Origin of the sequence: Streptococcus macacae NCTC 11558, assembly GCF_000187995.2 — a bacterium.
Taxonomy (GTDB): domain Bacteria; phylum Bacillota; class Bacilli; order Lactobacillales; family Streptococcaceae; genus Streptococcus; species Streptococcus macacae.
On record NZ_AEUW02000001.1, the window covers coordinates 939,322 to 964,831 of the forward strand.

At 38.6% G+C, this 25,510-nt stretch carries 25 protein-coding genes; 4 read left to right on the plus strand and 21 right to left on the minus strand.

Features of this window, described 5'->3' with window-relative positions:
• Positions 1 to 59 precede the first annotated feature (59 nt).
• The 8 genes from STRMA_RS04450 to yycF form a co-directional block, all read right to left on the minus strand.
• A complete protein-coding gene (locus tag STRMA_RS04450; protein WP_003081495.1) occupies positions 60 to 569 on the minus strand; it encodes a GNAT family N-acetyltransferase in 510 nt (169 codons plus the stop codon).
• A gap of 15 nt (positions 570 to 584) precedes the next feature.
• Positions 585 to 1,631 (minus strand): phenylalanine--tRNA ligase subunit alpha, encoded by a 1,047-nt coding sequence (gene pheS, locus STRMA_RS04455; RefSeq protein WP_003078799.1) that lies wholly within the window; start codon positions 1,629 to 1,631, stop codon positions 585 to 587.
• A gap of 267 nt (positions 1,632 to 1,898) precedes the next feature.
• The gene (locus tag STRMA_RS04460) at positions 1,899 to 2,189 is read right to left on the minus strand and encodes a rhodanese-like domain-containing protein (protein WP_003078814.1); all 291 of its coding nucleotides are present in this window, start codon (positions 2,187 to 2,189) and stop codon (positions 1,899 to 1,901) included.
• A 30-nt stretch (positions 2,190 to 2,219) separates the two neighbouring features.
• Positions 2,220 to 5,756 carry a chromosome segregation protein SMC gene (smc, locus tag STRMA_RS04465; protein ID WP_003082193.1) on the minus strand — a complete coding sequence of 1,179 codons (3,537 nt, stop codon included), beginning with the start codon at positions 5,754 to 5,756 and terminating at the stop codon, positions 2,220 to 2,222.
• The gene (rnc, locus tag STRMA_RS04470; protein WP_003080395.1) at positions 5,756 to 6,451 is read right to left on the minus strand and encodes a ribonuclease III; all 696 of its coding nucleotides are present in this window, start codon (positions 6,449 to 6,451) and stop codon (positions 5,756 to 5,758) included. The genes smc and rnc overlap by 1 nt, the downstream gene beginning before the upstream one ends.
• 230 nt (positions 6,452 to 6,681) lie before the next feature.
• A complete protein-coding gene (locus STRMA_RS04475) occupies positions 6,682 to 7,485 on the minus strand; it encodes an MBL fold metallo-hydrolase (RefSeq protein ID WP_003080272.1) in 804 nt (267 codons plus the stop codon).
• Positions 7,485 to 8,831: a cell wall metabolism sensor histidine kinase VicK gene (gene vicK, locus STRMA_RS04480; protein WP_003081620.1), complete on the minus strand. Its 1,347-nt coding sequence runs from the start codon at positions 8,829 to 8,831 to the stop codon at positions 7,485 to 7,487. The genes STRMA_RS04475 and vicK overlap by 1 nt, the downstream gene beginning before the upstream one ends.
• Positions 8,824 to 9,531 carry a response regulator YycF gene (yycF, locus tag STRMA_RS04485; RefSeq protein WP_003079776.1) on the minus strand — a complete coding sequence of 236 codons (708 nt, stop codon included), beginning with the start codon at positions 9,529 to 9,531 and terminating at the stop codon, positions 8,824 to 8,826. Before yycF ends, vicK begins: the two co-directional genes overlap by 8 nt.
• A gap of 345 nt (positions 9,532 to 9,876) precedes the next feature.
• Here yycF and STRMA_RS04490 point away from each other — a divergent pair, with 345 nt between their 5' ends.
• Genes STRMA_RS04490 through STRMA_RS04505 form a run of 4 tightly spaced genes read left to right on the plus strand, consistent with a single transcriptional unit; the run spans position 9,877 to position 12,854 of the window.
• On the plus strand, positions 9,877 to 10,659 hold the full coding sequence (locus STRMA_RS04490) for an amino acid ABC transporter ATP-binding protein (protein WP_003078979.1): 783 nt from the start codon (positions 9,877 to 9,879) through the stop codon (positions 10,657 to 10,659).
• Positions 10,656 to 11,474, plus strand: coding sequence for a transporter substrate-binding domain-containing protein (locus STRMA_RS04495; RefSeq protein ID WP_003079127.1), 819 nt, complete (start codon positions 10,656 to 10,658; stop codon positions 11,472 to 11,474). The genes STRMA_RS04490 and STRMA_RS04495 overlap by 4 nt, the downstream gene beginning before the upstream one ends.
• Before the next feature lie 16 nt (positions 11,475 to 11,490).
• Positions 11,491 to 12,189 (plus strand): amino acid ABC transporter permease, encoded by a 699-nt coding sequence (locus STRMA_RS04500; protein ID WP_003081514.1) that lies wholly within the window; start codon positions 11,491 to 11,493, stop codon positions 12,187 to 12,189.
• A 14-nt stretch (positions 12,190 to 12,203) separates the two neighbouring features.
• Positions 12,204 to 12,854 (plus strand): amino acid ABC transporter permease, encoded by a 651-nt coding sequence (locus tag STRMA_RS04505; RefSeq protein ID WP_003078567.1) that lies wholly within the window; start codon positions 12,204 to 12,206, stop codon positions 12,852 to 12,854.
• Between the two features lie 590 nt (positions 12,855 to 13,444).
• On the opposite strand, the gene STRMA_RS04515 is transcribed toward STRMA_RS04505, so the two are convergent.
• The 13 genes from STRMA_RS04515 to STRMA_RS04570 all read right to left on the minus strand — a co-directional run bounded on the left by STRMA_RS04515 (position 13,445) and on the right by STRMA_RS04570 (position 25,507).
• Positions 13,445 to 14,317, minus strand: coding sequence for a DNA/RNA non-specific endonuclease (locus tag STRMA_RS04515; RefSeq protein ID WP_003080950.1), 873 nt, complete (start codon positions 14,315 to 14,317; stop codon positions 13,445 to 13,447).
• 146 nt (positions 14,318 to 14,463) lie between these two features.
• Positions 14,464 to 14,652 carry a DNA-directed RNA polymerase subunit beta gene (locus tag STRMA_RS04520; protein WP_003078679.1) on the minus strand — a complete coding sequence of 63 codons (189 nt, stop codon included), beginning with the start codon at positions 14,650 to 14,652 and terminating at the stop codon, positions 14,464 to 14,466.
• Positions 14,652 to 15,926 (minus strand): UDP-N-acetylglucosamine 1-carboxyvinyltransferase, encoded by a 1,275-nt coding sequence (gene murA / locus STRMA_RS04525; RefSeq protein ID WP_003079654.1) that lies wholly within the window; start codon positions 15,924 to 15,926, stop codon positions 14,652 to 14,654. The genes STRMA_RS04520 and murA overlap by 1 nt, the downstream gene beginning before the upstream one ends.
• 62 nt (positions 15,927 to 15,988) lie before the next feature.
• The gene (locus STRMA_RS09465) at positions 15,989 to 16,225 is read right to left on the minus strand and encodes a DUF1146 family protein (protein ID WP_280523028.1); all 237 of its coding nucleotides are present in this window, start codon (positions 16,223 to 16,225) and stop codon (positions 15,989 to 15,991) included.
• A gap of 51 nt (positions 16,226 to 16,276) precedes the next feature.
• Complete coding sequence (locus STRMA_RS04530; protein ID WP_003079306.1) at positions 16,277 to 16,693, minus strand: F0F1 ATP synthase subunit epsilon; 417 nt, start codon at positions 16,691 to 16,693, stop codon at positions 16,277 to 16,279.
• A gap of 13 nt (positions 16,694 to 16,706) precedes the next feature.
• Positions 16,707 to 18,113, minus strand: a complete 1,407-nt coding sequence (atpD, locus tag STRMA_RS04535; protein WP_003080201.1) for a F0F1 ATP synthase subunit beta — start codon at positions 18,111 to 18,113, stop codon at positions 16,707 to 16,709.
• A 203-nt stretch (positions 18,114 to 18,316) separates the two neighbouring features.
• Positions 18,317 to 19,198, minus strand: a complete 882-nt coding sequence (locus tag STRMA_RS04540; protein ID WP_003081977.1) for a F0F1 ATP synthase subunit gamma — start codon at positions 19,196 to 19,198, stop codon at positions 18,317 to 18,319.
• Between the two features lie 14 nt (positions 19,199 to 19,212).
• Positions 19,213 to 20,718 carry a F0F1 ATP synthase subunit alpha gene (gene atpA, locus STRMA_RS04545; protein WP_003078554.1) on the minus strand — a complete coding sequence of 502 codons (1,506 nt, stop codon included), beginning with the start codon at positions 20,716 to 20,718 and terminating at the stop codon, positions 19,213 to 19,215.
• A gap of 15 nt (positions 20,719 to 20,733) precedes the next feature.
• Positions 20,734 to 21,270 (minus strand): F0F1 ATP synthase subunit delta, encoded by a 537-nt coding sequence (locus STRMA_RS04550; protein WP_003082367.1) that lies wholly within the window; start codon positions 21,268 to 21,270, stop codon positions 20,734 to 20,736.
• Positions 21,270 to 21,767, minus strand: coding sequence for a F0F1 ATP synthase subunit B (gene atpF, locus STRMA_RS04555; protein WP_003079479.1), 498 nt, complete (start codon positions 21,765 to 21,767; stop codon positions 21,270 to 21,272). The genes STRMA_RS04550 and atpF overlap by 1 nt, the downstream gene beginning before the upstream one ends.
• A gap of 17 nt (positions 21,768 to 21,784) precedes the next feature.
• On the minus strand, positions 21,785 to 22,504 hold the full coding sequence (gene atpB, locus STRMA_RS04560; RefSeq protein WP_003079710.1) for a F0F1 ATP synthase subunit A: 720 nt from the start codon (positions 22,502 to 22,504) through the stop codon (positions 21,785 to 21,787).
• 35 nt (positions 22,505 to 22,539) lie between these two features.
• Positions 22,540 to 22,755, minus strand: coding sequence for a F0F1 ATP synthase subunit C (locus STRMA_RS04565; RefSeq protein ID WP_003081958.1), 216 nt, complete (start codon positions 22,753 to 22,755; stop codon positions 22,540 to 22,542).
• 355 nt (positions 22,756 to 23,110) lie between these two features.
• On the minus strand, positions 23,111 to 25,507 hold the full coding sequence (locus STRMA_RS04570) for a glycogen/starch/alpha-glucan phosphorylase (protein ID WP_003082456.1): 2,397 nt from the start codon (positions 25,505 to 25,507) through the stop codon (positions 23,111 to 23,113).
• Between the last annotated feature and the right edge of the window lie 3 nt (positions 25,508 to 25,510).

A 25,510-nucleotide genomic window follows, 5' to 3' on the forward strand; every position in this document is an offset into this window, starting at 1 on the left:
ATATCTCTTTACTATCCAAACTTTTTTAAGTCTTATTTATTCCTTTCTTTCTTATTGCTTTACTGCACCTTTTTTCTCATCAACCAATCAATATCCATCTTATCTCCGACAAAAAAAGGGTGTTCTCCAAATTTCTCAAAACCATAATGCTGATAAAAAGCTTGAGCTTTGGTATTTCTTTCCCAAACTCCCAGCCAGACCCAATTAAAATGCCGCTTTTTAGCTTGTGTTAAAGCAAATTCAAACAGTTTCTTACCCAAACCCAGCCCTTGGTATTCCTTTAGTACATAAAGGCGCTGAATTTCCAATGCCTGTTCTAATTTCTGCTCAGTCTGAGCCCTGCCCCAATTTATCTTTAAAAAGCCAACTTCTTTATCATTATCTTTTATAAAATAAGTCTCTGACTCTTTAGTGAACATTTCAGCCTGCAATGCTGATAAATGATAGGTTTGATTAAAAAACTGTTCTAACTGTTCCTTGCTGTTATCATGAGCAAACGTTTCCTGGAAAGTCTTTTTAGCTAGTGCTGCCAATATAGACAGTTTATCGTCTTTTACTTTAATAATCATAGAAATGTAAACGTCTTATTTAAACTGTTCTGCAAAACGCATGTCTCCTTGATAGAAACCACGAATATCATTGATGCCGTAACGGAGCATAGCTACGCGTTCCTGACCAAGTCCAAAAGCAAAGCCTGAATATTTCTTAGAATCAACACCGCTCATTTCAAGTACTTGCGGATGCACCATCCCTGCACCCATGATTTCAATCCAGCCAGTTTGCTTACAAACATTGCAGCCTTGACCGCCGCATTTAAAACAAGAAACATCTACTTCTACGGATGGCTCCGTAAAAGGAAAATAACTAGGACGCAGCCGGATGACGCGATCTTTCCCAAACATTTTTTGAACAATAAGCTGCAGCGTGCCTTGCAGATCAGCCATAGAAATGTTTTTTCCTACAACAAGCCCTTCTATCTGATGAAATTGATGGGAATGAGTTGCATCATCTGTATCCCGACGAAAAACACGCCCTGGCGAGATCATTTTTAAAGGTCCCTTGGAAAAATCATGTGCATCCATTGTGCGGGCCTGAACTGGACTCGTATGAGTACGCAAAAGGATCTCTTCAGAGATATAGAATGTGTCCTGCATATCACGTGCTGGATGATCCTTGGGTAAATTCATCCTTTCAAAGTTATAATAATCGCTTTCTACTTCCAAACCATCTACAACCTGATAGCCCATACCGATAAAAATATCTTCAATTTCTTCTCTGATCTGACTGATAACATGCCGATTTCCAAATGGAATTCTGCGGCCCGGAAGGGTCACATCAACGGTCTCTTTTTCTAATTGTGCAGCTACTTTTTGCTCCTCTAAAAGAGCTGCTGCTTCTTCAAAAGCTTGGTTAAGAACATCACGGGCTTCATTGACATGCTTTCCGATGATAGGCCGCATCTCAGCTGAAACATCTTTCATTCCCTTAAGAATTTCTGTCAAAACACCTTTTTTACCTAAGACAGAAACACGCAAATCCTGCATTTCTTTAGCGTTTTCATATTTAATAGTTTTTAATTTTGCTAAAGTTTCTTCACGCAAGGTCTGCAATTTTTCCTCAATAGTCGCCATAATTCCTCCTAAACATGAAAAAACGCGTCTCACACTCACAAGCGGAGCGTTGACACGCGGTACCATCCGTTTTCTTTCAGCTGTTAGAGCTGAAACTTAATTTTCCAGTCCTTTCTTGAGTGAATTCACTAAACTTTCATTCAGCAGGCTTCCAGCCATGGCCTGCATTCTCTGTTCAATTGCCATAAAGTTACTAGTCTCAATAGACCTCTATTCAATTGTTATTATTTTATCAAATTTTAAAAACTTTCACAATAGCTAAGTTTTTCAGTCACCTCTCCAAGCTGCAAAGCCATCTTCAATATTTACCACCTTAAATCCTTGATCGTCTAAAAAATCACAGGCAGATGCTGAACGGCCTCCCATTTGACACATAATATAATAGGTCTTTTCGGTATCCAGCTCTTTTGATCTTTCAATAAGCTGGCTCAGCGGTAGATTTTGCGCACTAGGCACATGTCCTTGCTTAAATTCATCCGCTTCTCGAACGTCAATCAGATCCAACTTTTGCGCTTTTATTTCATCTTGTACTTGAGACATTGGAACTGAAATGTACATTGGTCTATCTCCTTTTCTTCAGTACTCTATTTAGGAAACTTTTTCAATTTCTTTTAGTTTCACGGATACTATTTTAGAGACCCCAGACTCCTGCATCGTTACTCCATAGATACTATCTGCAGCAGACATCGTCCCTTTTCGGTGAGTAACAACAATGAACTGGCTGGATTTATCAAAACGATTGAGATAATCACCAAATCGTTTAACATTGGCCTCATCTAAAGCCGCTTCTACTTCATCTAAAATAACAAATGGAATAGTCTTTACACGAATAATAGCAAACAGCAAGGCTAAAGCAGAAAGAGCTTTTTCGCCTCCTGACATTAGATTAAGGGACTGGATTTTCTTGCCTGGGGGCTGTACCGAAATATCAATACCTGCTGAGAGCAGATCGTTTTCTGTTAAAAATAAGTCAGCACGACCGCCGCCAAACATTTGAGTAAAGGTCGTTTGAAAACTTTCCCGTATCGCTACAAAGGTTGTCTTAAAACGTGCCTTAACTTCATCATCCATATCATGAATAGTCTTTAAAAGGAGATTCTTAGCATCTACCAGATCATTTTTCTGACCGTTTAAGAAGGCCAAACGTTCAGATACTTCATCATATTGGCTGATAGCATCGACATTAATGGGACCAAGTTTCTTAATTTTAGTTTCAAGCTGTTTGAGATAAGTTTGAGCTGCTTCTGCGTTTTCGATAGCTTGCACTTGCTTTTTCGCTTCATCTAAGCTCAACTGATATTCTCCAGTCAAATCAGCTGCAAAACTGCGCAACTTATCTGAAATATTATCTATTTCTGCCTCAAACTTGGTTTGCTGACGGATAAGTGTCTCATTTTGCTGATTCGCTTTTATAAGACTGCTTTCAACTTCCTCCAGCTGAGCCTCGCAATCCTCCAGATCAAAGCGATAGCGTACTAAAGCTTCTTCATTTTCAGCCTTTTTAGTTTGACTTTCAGACAAATACTGCTTTAAAGAAGGCAGACGGCTTTCATCTAAGTCTTCCTCCTGACTGGATAAGAGAGTTAACATTTGTTCTTCCTCTTTTTCCAAACGAGAAAGATCATCTTCTAAACGCCTGGTATTTGTTTGCTCAAATTGTTGTGTATTGCTTAGATCACGTTCAGAAAGACGGAGCTGTGCCAAGTTCTGATTTAAGCTGTTTGTCTTTTCTTGAATAAGAGACTTATCTTCCTTGATTTGCGTCATTTGAAGATTAAGTTCTTCCTTATTTTTAGTAAGTTCCTGCAAGATCTGCTCTAAACCTGCTTTTTCTTTTTCTAGATCATAAACAGTCGCTTGATCATCAGTCTTGTCCAGCTGCTGATACAAAAGCTGCAACTTCTCTAAATGGTCTGTCAGCTGCTGATATTCAAATTCTACTTTTTGCAGAGCTAATCTTGCCTGTTCACCTTCTTCTTTTAAATCTGAAAGGCGCTTCTTTTTTTGCTTTAATTCCAGCTGTAATTCACCAACAGTCTTTTCCTGCTTGAGCTGCTCTGCTTCTAAAAGAGCTATATCTTTTTTCAAATGCTCTAATTCAGGTTTGATAAAAGCTGTATTGTTTTGACGGTTGGCTCCTCCTGAAAAAGAACCGCCCGGTCTGATTTCAGTTCCATCAAGCGTCACCAATCTTACTTGATAGCGAAGCTGTCTAGCAGCCTCATTGGCCTGATCTACTGTCTCAAATACAGCTGTCACTCCCAGCAAATTCTCAAAAATATGGGACAGTCTTGGCTCAAAATCAATCAAATTGCTTGCTAACCCAAGAAAACCTGGACAAGAACTTAAATTAGAAAAATGATGAGCTGATAGCTGCCGTGGTTTTATAGTGGTTAAAGGCAAAAAAGTTGCTCTGCCTTGACGGTTTTGCTTTAGAAAAGCAATTGAGCGTTTAGCAGCTGTTTCATCTTCTACAATAATATTTTGACTGCTGCCGCCTAGAGCAGTTTCAATGGCTGTCTGATATTTTTGATCAAAAGTAAGGTGTTCACTAACAGCACCGATAATCCCTGGTATTTTATCAGACTGCTGTAAGACAGCTCTGACTCCAGCAAAAAAGTTGCTGTGACTTTTCATAATGGACTCTAAACTATGCTGTCGGGCACGTTTTTCTTTTAGCGCATCTAACTGTTTAAACATGAGATCTTGTTTTTGATGATAGGCTGACTCTGCTCGTTTAATATCCTGAGCCAGATCCTGATAAGAGGCTAATAAAGTCTGAACCTTATCCTTTGCAGCGGTTAACTGCTGAGATTCTGCTTGCTTTTGCTCTTTTGCTTCCTGTAAATCTTTCTTTAAGCGGCCTAATTCAGTCGATTTATTTTCTGACTCTTGCTTTTGGCTTTCAATTTCCGCTGTCAAAGCGGTTAATTTATTGGAAGTATCCGCCTCTTTTTGCATCAAGCCTACAAACTCTTCCCGTAAATTCTCAATGAGATGATCTGGGTCAGAAGCGAATCGTGAAAGTTCTTTTTCTAGATTTTGAATAGCTGAATTTTTATGCTCAAGGTCTTTCGCTAATTGCTTTAAAACAGCTCTTTTTTCAGTCAATTGCTCTTTTAAAGCGGTCTTTTCTGCTGCTAATTGCTTGAGATTTTCCTCTGTCGTCTGCTTTTTTTCTTTTTTTTGCGTAGACTCAAGCTTAATTAATTCAATTTGCCGCTCATAATCACTTATCAAGCGTGTCATTTCAAGCAAGTCTGCCTGTATTTGGTCAATCTGTCTGGACAGACGGTGGCGTTTTTCTTTTAAGGCTTGATTTTTACTTTCTAAAGAATCACGCTCTTGATAATAAGTTTCTAAATCTTTTTTAACAGCTTCTAAATCCGTCTGGCTATCCTCCAGCTGTTTTTTATAACGGATAATCTGATAAACCAGCAAGTCCAAATGGCGTTCTTTTCGCTCAGTATCTAAAACTAAAAATTCCTTAGCTGTTTCAGCCTGCCGTTTCAAGGGTTTTATCTGTGTTTCTAATTCGTGGATGATATCCTCCAAACGCTCAAGATTGTCTTGGGTTTGGCTGAGTTTAGACTCTGTTTCCTTTTTGCGAGTCTTATATTTTAAGACTCCTGCTGCTTCCTCAAAAATAGCACGGCGTTCCTCAGGCTTACTATTAAAAATTTCTTCAACCCGCCCTTGAGAGATAATAGAGAAGGAATCACGCCCCAAACCAGTATCCATAAACAAATCATGGATATCACGCAGGCGGACTTTTTTCCCATCAATAAGGTAATCACTGTCACCATTACGATAAATATGACGCTCCACACGAAGCTCTTTTGAAGCATCTTTAATAAAGCCATCACTATTGTCCAAGACAACTGTGACCTGTGCAAAATTTAAAGGATTGCGTTTTTCTGTTCCAGCAAAAATAACATCAGGCATTTTCCCACCGCGCAGGCTCTTGGCGCTTGACTCTCCCAAAGCCCAGCGCAGACTCTCTGTAATATTGCTTTTACCAGAGCCATTTGGCCCAACGACTGCAGTAACCCCTCTGTCAAATTCAATCTTTGTTTTATCAGCAAAAGACTTAAAGCCTTGCATTTCAATTTCTTTTAAAAACATTAAGAACCTCGCTGAAGTTTTTCAAGAGCTTTCTTTGCAGCTTCTTGCTCAGCTATTTTTTTCGATTTGCCATTGCCTTTACTTAAAATATCGTTATTGGCAGAAACAGCTACTTCAAAGTTTTTTTCATGTGCAGGTCCTGTTTCACTCACCACTTGATAATCAATCAAAATATCCCCATCAACCTGCAGCAGTTCCTGCAGGGCTGTTTTATAATCCATTACCCGGTCATAATCGCCTGCTTCTACCAGCGGAATCATAATCTGATTTAAAAAGCTTTCAACGGCCTCAGCACCTGCATCCAAGAAAAGAGCTCCTAAAAAGGCTTCAAATAAATCTCCCAAAATCGTTGTTCGGCTGCGTCCTCCAGATCTTTCTTCGCCTTTTCCTAATTTAATGTAATGATCAAATCCACAGTTCTTTGAAAAACCTGCAAGGCTCTCTTCACGAACAATCATTGAACGCATTTTCGAGAGTTCTCCTTCAGCTTTATGAGGATATTTCAGAAATAAATATCTTGAAATAATCAGCTGAAGAACCGCGTCTCCTAAAAACTCCAAGCGTTCATTATGTGAAATGTTTAGGAGGCGATGTTCATTAGCATAACTTGTATGCGTAAAAGCTGTTTCCAGCAATTTTTTATCAGCAAAAACAATACCAAATTGATTGGCTAATTTATCTTCTAGTGTTTTCATGTAAATCCTTTCTAGCACTATTCTAACTGTTTTATTATAACAAAAATTACTCAGAACAGCTATTTTCTGAGCAATTTAGATAAGACGCTGCTTATTTCTGAAGGTAAAATTGTTACCGTCTAAAAAAGAATCGTTAAATACTTTATGTTGAACCTCAAAAGAAGCAACAGTCTCCTGAAAGCAATTAAAGACAGATCAGCAATAATAAAAATTCTTCTGACATAAGTTCCTTAAATAGTCGTCAGAGGCGATGCTTGATCAGGTGAGGTATCATAAATCTTAAAATCATGATTAACTCCCAAATCAGCCTGCAGCAAACTATTTTCCATCGTCATGTGAGCTAATTCTTTAACATTATTTTCCTTACTAAGATGACCTAAGTAAATCTTCTTTGTTTTATTACCCAAAGTTCGTATCATGGTTTCAGCACCATCATCATTAGATAAATGTCCTTTATCCGACAAGATCCGCTGTTTTAGGCGCCAAGGATAAATGCCTGAACGTAAGATTTCGATATCATGATTAGCCTCAATCAAATAGCCATCTGCGTTTTCAATAATTCCTGCCATACGATCACTCACATAGCCTGTATCAGTGAGCATAACAAAACTCTTTCCATCTTTCATAAAGCGATAAAACTGAGGGGCTGCCGCATCATGGCTAACTCCAAAACTTTCGATATCAATATCACCAAAAGTTTTGACCTTCCCCATTTCAAAAAGATGTCTTTGACTGCTGTCAATTTGACCGATCATACCATCCATAGCCTGCCATGTTTCTTCATTGGCATAAATATCCAGACCATATTTGCGTGCCAAAACTCCGACTCCATGAATATGATCTTTATGCTCATGTGTTACCAAAAGGGCATCCACATCTGCTAGGCTGCGGTCAATTTCGCTCATTAGCTGAGCAAGTTTTTTACCAGAAAGACCGGCATCTACTAAAATCTTCTTTTTAGAGGTTTCAAGATAAAAACTATTTCCGCTAGATCCAGAAGCCAGAATACTAAATTTAAAACCTGATTCTGTCATTATATGTCTTCATCTTCCTCCCATTCTTCATCCATTGTATTATCATTTTCATAAGGCAGAACAATTGTAAAAGTTGATCCTTCCCCTTCATCACTGCTGGCCCAGATGTAACCATGATGCTGCTTAACGATTTCTTTAGCTATCGCAAGACCTAAACCCGTACCGCCTTGCGCTCTGCTTCTTGCTTTATCAACACGGTAGAAGCGATCAAAAATAAGCGGTAAATCTTTTTTGGGAATTCCAAGACCTTCATCTGAAATTGAAAGAATTAATTGAGTATCTGTTGTCTGGATAGTTACCGTGATTGTCCCGCCGTCGGGAGAATATTTGATGGCATTATTTAAAATATTATCAATAACTTGTGTCATTTTATCCGTATCAATCTCAATCCAAACAGAATCCTCAGAGTAATCCCTAACAATCTCATACACTTTGCTTTCAGACTGCAGACTGATTTGATCAAATCGATCAAGAATATAATTCATATAAGCTGTAAAATTAGTCAGCTCTACATCTAAATGCGAAGTTTGATTATCAATGCGAGATAAGCTCAGCAAGTCTGAAATCATACGCATCATACGATTGGTCTCATCTAATGATACTTTGATAAAGCTTGGCGCGACAGATTCTGTTAAAGCACCATCATCCAAGGCCTCCAAATAAGACTTCACTGAAGTCAGCGGCGTACGCAACTCATGGCTAACATTGGAAACAAAGAGACGACGTTCACGCTCTTCTTTTTCCTGTTCCGTTGCATCATGCAGGACTGCAATCAATCCTGAAATAAAGCCGCTTTCACGGCGGTTTAAAGCAAAACGAATACGCAAAGTGATAAACTCATCGTTTTCATCGCGGCGATTCAGAGTAATCTCTGGGGTCTTTGTAATTAAATCATTATAAGTATAACTATCATCTTCTAAAATATCAAGAATATTATATTCCAAGGCTTCTTCGCGGCTTAAATTAAGTTGTTTTTGAGCAGTTTCATTAATCATAGTGATTTTGCCGCTGCGATCAGTAGCCAAAACACCGTCTGTCATATACGATAAGATACTTGTCAGACGGTTTTTTTCCTGTTCTAAATTTTCATGCGTCAAACGGAAAACTTCAGACAAATCATTAATGTTACTAACCAAATCAGACAGTTCAGGATTAGACTTCATTTCGAGTTTATCGGTATATTCTCCGGTAATCAAAGAACGCACTTTAGTATTTAACAATTTAATCTGATTGGTGTTTTTATATTCACGATAATTTAAAAAGATAAAGTAAAGAAACAGCAGAATAATAAGACTTGCTAATAAAAGCCTTAAAAGCAAGGGAGTGGATTCAAATATATTAGTCATACGATTTCATATAATAGCCCACACCGCGTCTTGTTAAAATATACTCCGGACGGCTCGGTGTGTCTTCAATTTTTTCACGCAAACGTCTAACAGTGACATCAACTGTTCGCACATCTCCAAAATAGTCATAACCCCAAACGGTTTCCAGTAAGTGCTCCCGAGTCATTACTTGACCCGTATGTGTCGCTAAATGATGCAGCAATTCAAATTCACGATGGGTTAGCTCCACTTCTTCACCGCGCTTTTTCGCTATAAAGGCATCTGGCAAAATCTGCAGCTCACCAATAACAATTTCTGGTATACCAGAAGCATTTTCTTCAGCTACTGCCGTTTCAATGTTTTCAGTACGGCGAAGATGTGCCTTGATACGTGCCAGTAACTCTCGGTTTGAAAAAGGTTTTGTAACATAGTCATCTGCGCCGATTTCAAGGCCGATGACCTTATCAAACTCGCTGTCTTTAGCAGACAGCATGATAATAGGGACATGGCTGCTTTTTCTGATTTCTTTTGCCACTTCTAGACCATCTAACTCTGGCAGCATTAAATCCAGAATGATTAAATCAGGATTCTCCTCTTCAAATTTTGCTAAGGCCTCACGACCGTCAAAAGCTGTAATCGTATCGTAGCCCTCCTTGGATAGATTGAATTTGATAATATCCGAAATCGGCTTTTCATCATCAACGATTAAAATCTTCTTCATTATAATACCTCGCAAAATGATAGAATTTAACCAACAAGACAATTTCTGAACTGTGACTCATTTTTCAAATAAACAATTCAATTTATTTGAAACTTATTAGAAAACTTCTATGCATTTTTCATTCTTATTTTGCTCCAAACCTTATCATTTAAAGCAATTCCTCACTCATTATAACAGATTCATAAGCAAATGAAAAACAACAAGTTTGTTTCAAATATTATAAAAAGTTATCTTACTGAATTTTCTGAAAATATTTGACAAGAAAAAATTTATATGCTAGAATTCTAAAGAAAAAGACTATGTTAGAAAAGCTAACAATAATTCTAATGATCAAGGAGAAAAACTATGGCACTTATTAGCTTTAAAAATGTTGAAAAATACTATGGAGACTATCACGCTCTTCGCAATATCAATCTAGAAGTGGAAAAAGGACAAGTTGTTGTCCTGCTTGGGCCATCAGGTTCAGGTAAATCAACACTTATCCGGACAATTAATGCTCTTGAATCAATTGATTCAGGATCCCTTACAGTAAATGGACACGAGGTAACATCTGCCACAGCAAAAGATTTAGTGCAGCTCCGAAAAGAAGTTGGAATGGTTTTTCAACACTTCAACCTCTACCCTCACAAAACTGTGTTAGAAAATGTTACGTTGGCCCCTATCAAAGTCCTTGGTATGGAAACAGCCAAAGCCAATGCCTTAGCTGAAAAATACTTAACATTCGTAAACATGTGGGATCGTAAAGACTCCTATCCTGGTATGTTATCAGGCGGTCAAAAACAGCGGATTGCAATAGCGCGCGGATTAGCCATGCAGCCTGAATTGCTGCTTTTTGACGAGCCTACTTCTGCACTTGATCCTGAAACGATCGGAGACGTCTTAGCCGTTATGCAAAATCTAGCCTATGAAGGTATGAATATGGTTGTCGTCACTCATGAAATGGGCTTTGCTCGTGAAGTAGCTGATCGTATCATCTTTATGGCTGACGGTGAAATTTTGGTAGATACGACAGATGTCAATGGCTTTTTTGAGAATCCACAAGAAGCCCGTGCTCAGCAGTTCCTAAGCAAAATAATCAATCACTCCAGTGAAAAAGTTAATATCAATAAAAAAGGAGAAGGTCAATGAGTATCAAAAAAATTGTTATAAGCTTAGCTGCCTTGCTCTTAGTATCAGTTAGTTTTTTAGGGGCAGCTAGGGTAAAAGCTGATAATACAAGCTCTCCGCAAATTAAGAAAATTCAAAAAGCCGGTGTATTAAAGGTCGGCGTAAAACAAGATGTTCCTAACTTTGGTTATTATAGTTCCAAAACAAATGATTATGAGGGTATGGAAATTGATATAGCTCGTAAAATTGCTAAAGCACTAGGAGTCAAAATTGAGTTTACTGCTGTGACTGCTCAAACACGTGAAGCAGTTATGGATAATGGCCAAGTTGATATCGTTATTGGAACTTATACGATTACACCAGAGCGTACCAAGACTTATAGTTTTTCAACACCTTATTATACAGATGAAATTGGCTTTTTAGTTAGTAAATCAAAAGGTTTTTCAACAATTGATGACTTAGACGGCAAAACTATTGGCGTTTCTCAAGGCTCAACAACAAAAGCGTCTATTGAAGAATATGCTAAAGCACATCATTTGAAATTTAAATTTGTTCAGCTGGGATCTTATCCCGAATTAGCCATTTCACTTTATGCCAATCGTATCAGCGCTTTTTCTGTTGATAAGTCTATTTTAACGGGTTACCGCAGCAAAAAGACCAAAATTCTCAGTCAAGGTTTCAATACACAAGAATATGGTATTGCTACTAAAAAGTCCAATAGTGGAATAACAGCTTATATAGATGGTCTTTTAAAAAAATGGAAAAAAGATGGCAGTTTACAAAAAATTTATAAAAAATATAATTTAAAACCAGCTAAGTCTAGTTCAAATAACTAAAAAAGGAGATAGATTTATGATTTATTTAACAGCGAGTCCTTTTGCATGGGAACGTTGGACAGCCTTTTTTGCTAATTTCGGTGAGTTTGCAAAGGGCTTCCTATACACTCTGGGAATGTCAGCAGGTGCGCTGGCTCTTTCACTTGTTTTAGGTCTTATTTTTGGAGCTATGAGTTCATCCAAAAATAAAATTTTAAAGGCTATTGCCCGTATCTATGTAGAAATTTTTCAAAATACTCCTTTGCTTGTGCAATTTGTATTTGTCTTTTATGGTCTAGCTATTTTGTCAAATGGTGCTATTATGATCTCAACTTTTATGACAGCTGTTTTATGTGTTGGCATCTATCATGGTGCCTATATCGCAGAGGTCATTCGTTCAGGTATTGAAGCTGTTCCTAAAGGTCAGACAGAAGCAGCTCTTTCTCAAGGCTTTACTTACAAACAGACCATGTCCTTGATCATCCTCCCTCAGGCTGTTCGTACTATTTTGCCCCCTATGACCAATCAAGTGGTTAACCTTATAAAAAACACTTCGACGGTAGCTATTATTTCAGGAGCAGATATCATGTTTACGGCTAAAGCATGGGCTTATGAAACAACGAATTATGTCCCAGCTTTTGCAGGAGCTGCTCTTCTTTACTTTATTATGTGTTTCCCTCTGGCAACCTGGGCTCGCCGTAAAGAAGAAAAAAATAAGAAAGCCTATAGTCTATAAAAGGAGGTCTCGTCATGAAGGAATTATTAACAACAGCAAACCTTAACTTTCTTTTGCAAGGACTATGGCTAACGCTTTATATTTCATTTATTTCGATTGTTTTATCAACAATTTTTGGGACAATTCTTGCGGTCATGCGAAATGGGAAAAATATCTTCCTAAGGCTCATCTCAAGTATCTATATTGAATTTGTGCGCAATGTGCCTAACTTGCTTTGGATTTTCATTATCTTCCTTGTTTTTCAAATGAAGTCTACTCCTGCTGGTATTACTGCTTTTACCGTCTTTACTTCTGCAGCCCTGGCTGAAATTATTCGCGGCGGACTTAACGCCATTGACATTGGCCAAACAGAGGCTGGTTTATCACAAGGTTTTACAGGCTTTCAGATTTTCATTTATATTATTTTTCCACAAGCTATTCGAAAAATGCTGCCTGCTATTATCTCTCAGTTTGTAACTGTCATTAAAGATACTTCTTTCTTATACTCTGTCATTGCACTTCAAGAGCTTTTTGGAAAGAGCCAGATCTTAATGGGGCAGTACTTTGAGCCTAGTCAAGTCTTCACCTTGTATGGCTTAGTTGCAGCGATCTATTTCATCATTAACTTTGCGATTTCAAGCTTCTCCCGCCGTTTGGCTAAAAAATGGGAACAGGCTGCTGAATAAAAGAAAAAAATTGGCCTTAAACACATCTCTAAGTTGAATAAAAAGATCAACGGATAGAGAGCAATTTAAGGTCAATTTTTTCTATGATTTTAACTCAGACTGAAGACAAACTTCTTTTGAGACTTTCTTTAGGTGATACGGACGGCAGCGGCTTCCTTTGGAATTCCATACCTAAGATTTGAGCCTAAAGTCTCAAATCTTCCGAAGAGGCTGAGACAAAAGTCCCAAGCCCCATGCATTCATTTTTGTCGTTTTACTTGCAAGACGCAGTGGTTGGTTGGATAACCTTATCCCTTGCTGTACAAGTGACAGCGGCTATCCTAACCAACTGTACGGAGGTGAAAGTCAAAACAGTCCACAGGACTGTTTTAGGTCAGCAAGTAGAAAGAGGACTTGCTGAAAAATCACATTCTTTAGATTATTGATTTTTCTGTCCCACTCTCTTTTATCACGGCGGAAAGTCTCGTTTGGAGCTTGCTTTGCTCGCCTAAATAAGAGAAATCACAATTGAAATTAATAGAAGCTAAAAAATGTTTACCTTGAAAAATAAATTGTCTATAAGTCTAAGATTAAAAACAGCAGAGCTGTTTTTAATTTTTTTGGACTTTTCCTGTGGTATAATCAAAAGTCAAACCTGGCTGAACATTAGGAATAAAAACATTAAACTCAAGGCTTTTATCTGAAGACTTAGCTTCCAGCTGCCTTCCGCTGGCTAAAATATTGTTAGTGTCATAAATAAGTGTTACCCGATAACGGACACGCTTATTGCTATCCAAAGCCTTTCGAATCATTGTTTCATAATAATTTTGACCAGTCGAACTGTCACTTCCTGCTTGATTGGACCAAGCTGTCTGCGTAGCAATATTTTTCGGATTGCTAGTAGAAGCATCAAAATCTTTTAAGCCACCAACAAGAGAATAAGCCAGTAAATGTCCCCTATCAACAGCATGATTATAAGTTCCGGCTAAACCATGCAATTGATGCCAACCAGCAGGACGCCAATAAGTCTCTTTATTTGTCATCTCTCTGCGGCTTCTATACTGCCGTGTTGACTTTGCCAAAAGCGCATTAGCAACTGTAGGAACCATCCTACCCTGAATTATTTTTGTTTCATTAACTGCATAAGGAATACTAGCAACTTTAGCATTTAAATCTGTCTTATTATGATTCAAAATATACGCACCAGCGCCATTCCACTTTAGCTGATTTCCCAAAATCTGCTTGACATTTTCTGTCAGAACACTATCAGCTAAGCCTTTATTGGGAGTATCCTGATTATCAGAAAAAGCATTCGAATGCCTTTTTCCTGCCTTTTCTTTGTCCGTAAAAAACTGGGCAACTTGTTTGGTAGGATTACCATCAGCAATCTTATCATTAGTAGCAAAATAGGACAAAGCAGCCAAAACAAGCAGGGCTGCTATTGAAACTAAAAAACGCTGCTGTTGTCTGTTCTTTTTTCTCATATCTTTCCTTTATATATGGGATTGTCTATACTCTTTGAAAATCTCTCCAAGCTAGGTCAGCATCACTTTGCCGTATGCTAAGTACTGCCTGCGGCTAACTTTCTAGTTTGAAGAGATATTGAGTCTTAATTAAAAAGCAGGTTGCCCTACTTTCCCGTAAATTTATTAATGATGGACTGCCATTTATCCCATGATAAGACAGATAAAGGATCCTTCCCCTCACCAATGAAACTGTAGCCAATCATCAAACCAAGTGCTAAGAAGACAAGACCTAATAAAGCAAGCAAAAGAAGAAAAGCCAGCTGATTGCGGACATATTTCCAGCCACTATTCATCATGAATCTCCATTGACTCGGCGGATGTTAGCTCCTAGCTGAGCTAATTTTTCATGAAATTTATAATAGCCGCGATCCAAATGCGTTAGCTTACCAACAATAGTCGTTCCTTCTGCTACCATACCAGTTAAAATGAGTGCTGCACTTGCTCTAAGATCTGTTGACATAACCTGAGCCCCTTGAAGCGGTAAGCCTCCATGAATTCTTGCAGTATCGCGCAAAATTTCTGAGTTTAGGCCCATACGGCGCATTTCTTCTAAATGCTGAAAACGATTTTCAAAAACAGTTTCAATCATTGTTGACTCACCTGATACAACTGCCATCAGTGCTGTAAACTGAGCCTGCATATCTGTCGGAAAACCCGGATGGGGCATGGTTTTTACAGTCACAGGTTTTAAATGATCAAGATTAGAAACCACTCGGATGCCTGCTTCTTCTTCTGTGACCTCAACTCCCATCTCCCGTAACTTAGAAATCAGGGGACGGTTGTGCTCCCAGACCGCGTCTTTAATCAAGACATCGCCATTTGTCATTGCTGCGGCTACCATAAATGTTCCGGCTTCAATCCGGTCTTGAACAACGCTGTGCTCAGCTCCATGCATTTTATCAACACCGATAATCGTTAAATTTTCTGTTCCCGCACCGGTAACACTAGCTCCCATTTTATTAAGAAGATTAGCCAGATCCACAATCTCAGGTTCACGCGCAGCATTTTCGATAGTTGTCGTCCCTTCTGCCAGTGTTGCTGCCATCATCAGGTTTTGTGTAGCACCTACACTGGGAAAATCCATATAGATATTGGCTCCCTTTAAACGATCAGCTGTTGCTGTAATATCTCCGCCTGTTTGCTCAATTTTAGCTCCCATTGCCTCCAAACCTTTTAAATGGAGATCAATCGGCCGGCTGCCAATTGTGCAGCCTCCAGGCATAGATACTTTGGCATGCCCATTTCTGGCTAAAATAGGTCCTAATACAACAATAGAAGCACGCATTTTGCTGACATACTCATAAGGAGCAACATCAAGAATGTCGCCTCTAGCATCAACAGTCACCTCATTTTCAGCTTCATTAAAGTGAACAGTAACATCTAAACCACGGACCACATTATTCATTGTAAAGACATCAGATAAGATGGGAACATTTTTCAGCACTGTCTGCCCTTCTGTAGGCAGAATAGTCGCTGCTAAAAGAGGGAGTACAGCATTTTTAGCTCCCTCAATGATAACTTCTCCTTTTAATTGTGTTTTTCCGCCTTCTATAATAATTTTATCCACGAACTTACTCCAATTTTTTAATCATTATCTAGCATTATATCATAATAGATTACAATTTCGTATCAATTAAATTGTAAAAATACTTCCCGGCTTAGAGAGATAACAGACCAGATAAAACTGCTGACAGCATAGCCTACAACGATACTAATAAATAATAAGAACAGTTTCAAACGCCCGATATTTTCGGCACTTCTTCTGATAATTTTAGCCCAATCAAATAACTGAAGCAATAAATAATAAAATATTGCGATAAAAATAAAATGACTAATCAGCATTACGCTATTTTGTAAAATATCCATGCATTTATTATATCAAAAAAAAAACAGAAAATTGATTTTTTCTGTTTTGTCTTATTTAGATCCTACATTGATACGATTAAGAGCACGCCGCAATGCAACCTGAGCACGTTGAACCTCATCAATGCGATGTTGCTCTTTCGCTTCTTTGATTTCTTTTTCTGCACGCTGCTTAGCACGTTCAGCACGAGAGAGATCAATATCACGTTCACGCTCAGCTGAATCTGCAACAATTGTTACAATATTATCCTTAACTTCAATAATACCGCCATTGACTGCAACCCAGTCAACATGACTATCATCATCAATCCGCTTAATTTTCATTTCATGAACTTCAAGCGGAGCTATCAAATTTTCATGGTTAGCTAAAATACCTAAGTCTCCATCTGGCGTTCTTACTAAGATAAACTTTGCATGATGATCGTATTTTAGCCCGTCTGGCGTTACAATTTGCACAGTCATATTTGCCATTTAGATCACCTCATTAAAAGTTCATCGTTTTTGCTTTTTCAACGACATCCTCAATAGCACCGACATTGCGAAAAGCATCCTCAGGTAGATCGTCATGCTTTCCTTCAAGAATTTCTTTAAATCCGCGAACAGTTTCTGTCACAGGCACATAAGATCCTGGCTGTCCTGTAAATTGCTCTGCAACATGGAAATTTTGTGAGAGGAAAAACTGAATACGGCGGGCACGGCCAACTAAAGTTTTTTCTTCATCAGAGAGTTCGTCCATACCAAGGATAGCAATGATATCTTGCAACTCACGATAACGCTGCAAAACATGCTGAACTTCTGTTGCAACATCATAATGTTCCTGGCCAACAATTTCCGGAGCCAAAGCACGAGAGCTAGAAGCTAAAGGATCAACAGCAGGATAGATACCCATTTGTGTTAATTTACGCTCCAAATTGGTTGTTGAATCCAAGTGAGCAAAGGCTGTCGCTGGCGCTGGGTCTGTGTAATCATCAGCCGGCACATAAATAGCTTGGATAGAAGTAACCGAACCCTTCTTAGTTGATGTGATACGTTCTTGGAGCTGTCCCATCTCAGTAGCCAGAGTGGGCTGATAACCAACAGCCGAAGGCATGCGGCCAAGAAGAGCTGACACCTCAGAACCTGCTTGAGTGAAGCGGAAAATATTATCAATAAAGAGGAGCACGTCCTGACCTTCAACATCACGGAAATATTCCGCGATAGTAAGGCCTGTAAGAGCCACACGCATACGCGCTCCAGGCGGTTCATTCATCTGACCAAAAACCATGGCTGTTTTTTCAATAACGCCAGATTCCTTCATTTCGCCATAGAGATCATTTCCTTCACGAGTACGTTCACCGACACCGGTAAATACTGAAATACCGCCGTGTTCTTGAGCGATGTTGTGAATCAATTCCTGAATAAGCACGGTTTTACCAACACCGGCACCACCGAAAAGACCAACTTTACCACCCTTAAGGTAAGGAGCAAGAAGATCAATAACTTTAATACCTGTTTCAAGTATTTCTGATGCGGTTGATAAGGCATCAAAAGCTGGGGCTTTCTTGTGGATAGGCTGGCGCTCAGCATCTTCTGGGAATGGTTCTTCAAGATCAATAGTATCTCCTAGAACATTGAAAACACGTCCAAGTGTTTCTTTCCCTACTGGAACGCTGATAGCACGGCCAGTATCAAGAACTTCCAATCCACGTGTAAGCCCATCTGTTGATTCCATAGCAATTGTGCGCACAAGTCCATCTCCAAGTTCAAGTGCAACTTCAAGAACGATTCTTTGAGATTTATCGCCATCTTTATAAACAATCAATGCATTATTAATCTCAGGTAGTTTGTCTTCTGCTGAAAATGCAACATCAACAACAGGACCTATAACCTGAGCAATTTTGCCTGAGCTCATGTATTTCTCCTTTATAAATTAATAGACAAGGACATTCACAGATCGAAATTATAAAATTAACATTATCGTTAACTTTTTTATTTCGATCTGCGAGTAAACAACCTAACAGATTGTTTCATTAATAGTCCATTTAGCTTATTATCAAGCATTAAATGACCATAAAGTCTTTCTTAAAAGCTATGATAACAAGTACTTTAATATGATTATTCAAGTGCATTTGCACCTGCCACGATTTCTGTAATTTCCTGCGTAATAGCTGCTTGACGGGCACGATTGTATTGAATAGTCAAGTCACTGATAACATTTTTAGCATTATCAGTAGCAGTCTTCATAGCAGTCATACCAGCTGCATGTTCTGCTGTTTTGGCATCAATAATAGCTCCATAAATCAAGCTTTCAGTGTACTGGGGCAAGAGCTGCTCCAAAATCATTTCGCGATTTGGTTCCAGCTCAAAGCCTGCTCCGCCCGCTTTTGTTGCCTCATCAGCATTCAGATCAACAATAGGAAGCATTTGCTGCATGCGTACCTGACTGGTTAAACTGTTTACGTGATGATTATAGCAGACATAAAGTTCATCAAAAAGTTCATTTTTATACATTTCAACCGATTGTGAGATAATGCGGCTAACCTGTTCAAAACTTGGCTGATCATCTAAACCGCGCAGTTCAAAAGCAAGATTCATACCACGTGCCTTAAAAAAATCTGAACCTACACTGCCAATTGATATAATGGCGTAATCTTCTTGATTATTTGGATGGTATTCATTGATTGTGTCCATCATGGCTTTTAAAATTTTGGAATTATAACCGCCAACTAAACCCTTATCGGATGTAATAACGATATAGCCTGTTTTTTTAACAGGACGTGATACCAACATGGGATTAACGGAACCAGAGATCAATTCTGATTTTAATAAGTCAGTCGTAATTTGACGGATTTTAGAAGCATAAATCTGAAAATCCTTATCTGCCTGCTCAGATTTAGTCAGTTTTGCTGCGGAAACCATTTGCATGGCTCCCGTGATATGACTTGTTTTCTGAGTTGAGACAATTCTTCCCTTAATTTCACTGAGAGATCCTGCCATATTAGAACCTCCTATTATTTAAATTGTGATTGGTCTTTAAAGGCCTTGATTGCAGCATCTAAAGTAGCTTCATCTGGCAAATCTTTTGTTGTTCTGATGGTTTCAAAGATGTCTTCATAATGAGCATCAAAGTAATCATAAAGCGCCTCTTCAAAAGCCAATATATCATCAACTGGTACGTCATCTAAAAAGCCGTGAGTCAAAGCATACAGAATAACAACTTGCTTTTCAACAGGAAGCGGCTTATGAAGCGGCTGTTTCAATATTTCAACCGTACGGCGGCCTCGATTTAATTTTGCCTGAGTCGCTGCATCTAAGTCTGAACCAAATTGTGTGAAAGCTTCAAGTTCGCGGTAAGAAGCAAGGTCAAGACGCAAAGTTCCTGCAACCTTCTTCATAGCTTTGATTTGAGCCGAACCACCAACACGTGATACAGAAGAACCCGCATCAATAGCCGGACGAATACCTGAGTTAAATAGATCTTCCTGCAGGAAAATTTGCCCATCAGTGATAGAAATAACGTTGGTCGCAATATAAGCAGAAATATCACCAGCCTGTGTTTCAATAAAAGGCAAAGCTGTGATAGAACCACCGCCTAAAGCGTCTGAGAGCTTAGCTGATCGCTCCAGCAAACGGCTGTGGAGATAAAAAACATCTCCTGGATAAGCTTCACGGCCTGGCGGACGGCGCAGCAAAAGTGACAATTCCCGATAAGCTACAGCTTGCTTTGATAGATCATCATAAACAATTAAAACATGTTTACCATTGTACATAAATTCCTCAGCCATCGCGACACCTGCATAAGGCGCAATAAAAAGCAATGGTGAAGGCTGTGAAGCTGAAGCTGTCACAACAATAGTATAATCAAGTGCTCCATATTTTCGAAGGGTCTCAACTTGAGCACGAACCGTTGATTCTTTTTGACCAATAGCCACATAGATACAAATCATATCTTGGCCTTTTTGATTTAAGATAGCATCAATAGCAACTGATGTTTTCCCGGTTTGGCGGTCACCAATAATCAATTCACGCTGTCCACGGCCAATCGGAACTAGGGCATCAATAGCTTTTAGCCCTGTTTGCAAAGGTTCAGAAACAGATTGACGCTGCATAACACCTGGTGCAGGTGCTTCAACTGGACGGGTAGCTGTCGTTTCAATATCTCCCAGACCGTCAACAGGCTGACCAATCGGGTTAACAACACGGCCTATGAGAGCATCTCCAACAGGGACTTCCATAATTTTACCGGTACGCTTGACTTCATCACCTTCACGAATCCCAGAGAAATCACCCAGAATAATGATACCTACATCAGTTGATTCGAGGTTTTGTGCCATACCATAAACACCGTTTGAAAATTCAAGAAGTTCACCGCTCATGGCATTGTCTAAGCCACGGGCACGCGCGATACCATCACCAATATAAGTGACAACACCAGTTTCTGTGACGTCAAAATTTGGCTGGAAGTTCTCAATTTGCTTTTTAATTAAAGCGCTAATTTCTTGTGCATTAATTGCCAAAAGTCACACCACTTTCTATTTTAATTTCAGTTTGAGTTGCTGTAATTGATGACGAATACTGGTATCAATTACTCTATTATTAACATTAATGATAAAACCGCCAATGATCGTTTCATCTATTTTTTCAACAAGTTTGCCATCACGAATGTTAAACTTCTTTTTAGCCATCTCTAAAATTCTTGTCTTTTGACTGTCTGTTAAGGCAACAGCTGATGTTACTGAGATATCATAACTTTCAGTTGTATGCGCAAAGAGATCAGCAGCTGTCTTTAAAATAGCATAAAGATAGTTTTCCCTTTCATTTTGCAAAATTATTTCAAGAAAATTATTCATATAAGGGGAACAAGAGTCTTGAAATAACCTCACAAGCTTGGACTTGTCTGAATGATAAATGCCATCATGGGCTAAAGTTGCTGCTAGTACAGTCCCGTCAAACACTTCTAAGATAGAATTGACTTCTTCTTGGATTGTTTTTGTCTCCTTATGCTCAACAGCAACTTCTACTAGACTTTTTGCATATTGCTCAATTAGAGCTTGTGTTTTTTTATCCATTAAGCATCTCCTAGATCATCAAGATAGCTGTCAATGAGATTGCTTTGAGCTTCCTTATCAAGTTTACTTGCCATAATTTTTTCAGCTAAGCGAACAGATAAATCGGCCACTTCTTCCTTAACGCTTGATAAAGCTTCTGCCTTATCCTGTTCAATATCTTGATTGGCTTTTTCTTTTAGCTGATCGGCCTGTTCTCTGGCATCTGTAACGATTTGCCGGCCTTTTGCCTCACCAGTTGCTTTAGCATCTGTAACAATTTGATTGGCTTCATCTTTAGCATTAGATAGCTCTGTTTCACGTTTTTGCGCTAACACTTCTGCTTCTTGCCGAGCTGATTGGGCACTATCAATATCATCAGCAATCTTTTTATCACGCGCTTCAAAAATTCCAGTCAGCTGTTTCCAAGCAAAGCGTTTAATTAAAATAAATAAAAGAATAACTGAACCCGTAGTGATAATAAGATTACCAAGACTTGTACTGTTAATAAGCATTGACATAGTGCTTAACTCCTTTCTTATTCTTCCTCATCCTCAACATTAACTTTATTGCCAAGATATGTAGATGTCAAAATGATAAATACATAAGCCTGAATACATGAAATAAAGATCGAAAAGGCTGTCCAAATCATGTTTAAAATAAAGCCAATGGGACCTGTAATGGCACTATAATGTGCAAAACTAACCAAAAGAGACATGACAATTTCTCCGGCAAAAATATTCCCAAAAAGACGAAGAGCCAAGGAAATCACATTAGTGAACTGTTCCAAAAGATTCATAGGCAGCATAGCCGGATAAGGACTGAGATAACTCTTAAGATATTTTTTGAGACCTCTTTTGCGAATGCCTTCAATATGGACAACACAAGCCACCATCAAAGAAAGGGTCAGGTCTACCATAAAATTAGCAGTCGGCGAACTCCAAAAATTGTATTCTTTGGTTGTCAGCTTAGCCAGCAGGCCTACATTATTTGCAATCAGAATAAAGAAGAAAAGGGTAAATATAAACAAACTGTAGTTTGCAGAATATTTTCCAAGAACAGGACGCATGACACCTTGAACGAAGTCATAGATAAACTCAATAAAGCCTTGTTTTCCTTTAGGTTTCAGTGCCATGCGGCGGGTTGCCCAAAAAATAAGACCAAATGCTATTACAACAGTCAAGAGAGACATAACAAGAATCGTCAAATCAAACGTAATTCCTAAAAAATGGACTGTTGGATTTACTGTTGTTTCCAACTGACACCCTCCTTCCTTCTAAGTAACCCTAAAAACTAACCTCTTGTTGTTACAAAGAAAGTACATGCAAGCAAGACAAAGAAAGTACCTTCAATAAAGGCTACACCAAGAAACATAAGGGTTTGAAATTTACTGTACATTTCTGGCTGACGGGCTGATGATTTGGCAATATTGGCAACAAGAATACCTTCGCCAATACTAACTCCCATAACAGCAATACCAAGTGCTAAAATAGCTAAATTCTGTAACATAAGAATTCTCCTTTTATATTTTTTACTCGTTTAGTTTATTCCTATTTCCGGCATTTGTCAACGAAAATAACGAATTGTCTTTACCTTTTCATAATATTTTCATTTCTTTTTCCCATTTTGCTTTTTTTCCTGCCCCAGTCTTTTTAAAATCTATCATTAAAAGTAAGATAAATGCTTCTTTAAAGTGGACAAAAAAGCTAAGAACACCATTTAAAAGTTGACTTTCTTTGATTTAAATAAAGTCAATAGTTTTTTGGCTCTTTTTCTTTAGATCAAACAGTTACAAACTATTTTCTCTCTAAAAATAAGGGAGCAACAAGAATCCTTTCAATTCTGCTGCTCCCTTTGGGAAGGCTTATTTTTCTAAATGCCAAATTTCTTTAGCATATTCTGTAATCGTATCATCAGAAGTAAATTTATCTGAGTTTGCAATATTACGTAAACTCATACGCTGCCAGGTCTCTTGATCGCGATAAAGTGAATCAATTTTTTCTTGTGCTTCTACATAGGAAGTAAAGTCTTCCAAAAGGAAATATTCATCATTATGTGTTATCAGAGCCTCATAAATTTCAGTGCCTTCACTTTGGCTATTAGGAATCGTACCATTGATAAAGGTGTCTACCACACGGCGAATGAGCGGATTGGATTCATAAACACCGCGTGAATAATAATCATGGCTTTCATAATGCCGGTAGACGTCATCTTTATTCATACCAAAGATAATGATATTATCATCACCGACTTCATCTTTAATTTCAATATTTGCACCATCCAGCGTTGCCAGCGTAATAGCTCCTGTCATCATAAACTTCATATTAGAAGTCCCTGAGGCTTCTTTAGAAGCTAGTGAAATCTGTTCGGATACATTGGCTGCTGGAATAATGAGTTCTGCTAAACTGACATTATAGTTTTCTAAGAAAACAACTTTGAGTTTCCCTTGAAGAGAATCATCATGATTGATAAGATTAGCCAGTTCGTTAATCAATTTAATGACAGATTTCGCAAAATGATAGCCCGGTGCTGCTTTAGCGCCAAAGATAAAGACTCTAGGAACCATATCTTTATCTGGATTATCTTTTAGATCCCAGTACAATTTGATAATATGCAAAAGGTTTAAAAGCTGCCGTTTGTATGCATGCAGCCTCTTTACTTGGACATCAAAGATCGCCTCGGTAGAAACATCAATACCTGTTGTTTCTTTAATATAGGCTGCTAATTTGGCTTTGGCATCCTGTTTGACACGGTAGAAAGTATTGAGAACAGCTTGATCATCTACAAATTCATTTAATTTTCGCAATTCATGAATATCTTTGCGCCAGTTCTTGCCGATAGTCTGATCCAGTGCTTTCGAAAGCTCCGGTGCTGCAATCTGTGTCCAGCGGCGCTGAACGATACCATTGGTCTTATTGTTAAATTTTCCGGGATAAAGCATGTAAAAATCATGCAGTGTATCTTCTTTAAGCAATTCGGTATGAAGCTTAGCCACACCGTTAACAGAATGCCCGCCAATAATGGCAAGATTGGCCATGTGGATCTGATTATCTTTAACAATCCGTGTATTTTCAATGATCTGCGGATCAATCCCTTTTTGCGCCAGACCCGCTACAAAACGGTTGTCTATTTCAAGAACAATTTGGTAAACACGGGGAAGAACATGCTTGAAAAGCCCAGCATCCCATTTTTCCAAGGCTTCTGAAAGAATAGTATGATTGGTATAACTCATGGTTTTAACCGTGGTTTCCCAAGCTTGATCCCATTCCAGTCCATATTCATCTACTAGTAAACGCATGAATTCGGCAGGAGCTACTGCTGGATGAGTATCGTTAGTGTGCACTGAAACTTTTTCATGGATCTTCTCAAGCGGCAGCCCTTGCTTCAAATAAGATTTGATAATCGTTTGAAGTCCTGCACTTGTCATAAAGTATTCCTGAATCAAACGCAATTCTTTTCCTTCATAATTAGAATCATCTGGATAAAGGATAGCTGTAATATTTTTAACACGGCGGCGTGATTCTAAAGTGGGATAATCCAGTTCATATTCTTCAGGGATTTCAACATCCCAAAGGCGAAGATTATTAATATTGTCATTACCGTAACCGATTTGCGGGACATCATAAGGGACAGCACGAAGAACCTGCGCGCCGTCATAAACAGGAACGATACGTCCTTCTTCATTGGCCTGTAGATAAACATTCCCAAAAAGTTTTACTTCAACGGTATCATGATCTTTACGTGTCTCCCAAACATTGCCAACAGAACCAAACCAAGAGTCAGGAAGCTCAACCTGATAGCCATCAACTATCCGCTGCTTAAAGAGGCCGTATTTATAGCGAAGGCCATTGCCAAAACCTGGATAGCCTGTTGTCGCCAGCGAGTCCATAAAAGCAGCGGCTAGCCGGCCTAATCCGCCGTTTCCCAATGCCATATCATGTTCGGCATTTTTTACTAGTTCAAAATCGACACCTAGGTCTGTAAATCCTTCCTTAACTGTCTCTAGAATCCCTAAATTCAAAAGATTTGTTTCAAGCATCCGTCCAGGAAGAAATTCAATGGAAAAGTAATAAGCTACTTTTTGCTGTTTTTCTGAGATATTTCGATTTCTTTCCAGCCATAGCGGTGTGTAATATTTACGAATAACTTTTGCTAAGGAAGCAAAAAGTTCCGTTGGTGTGGCCTCAGCTACTTTGATTAACTGTTCTTCATGAAGAGTATCTTTAAAATCACGAATAAATTTTTCTTTTGTTAATTGCATGAT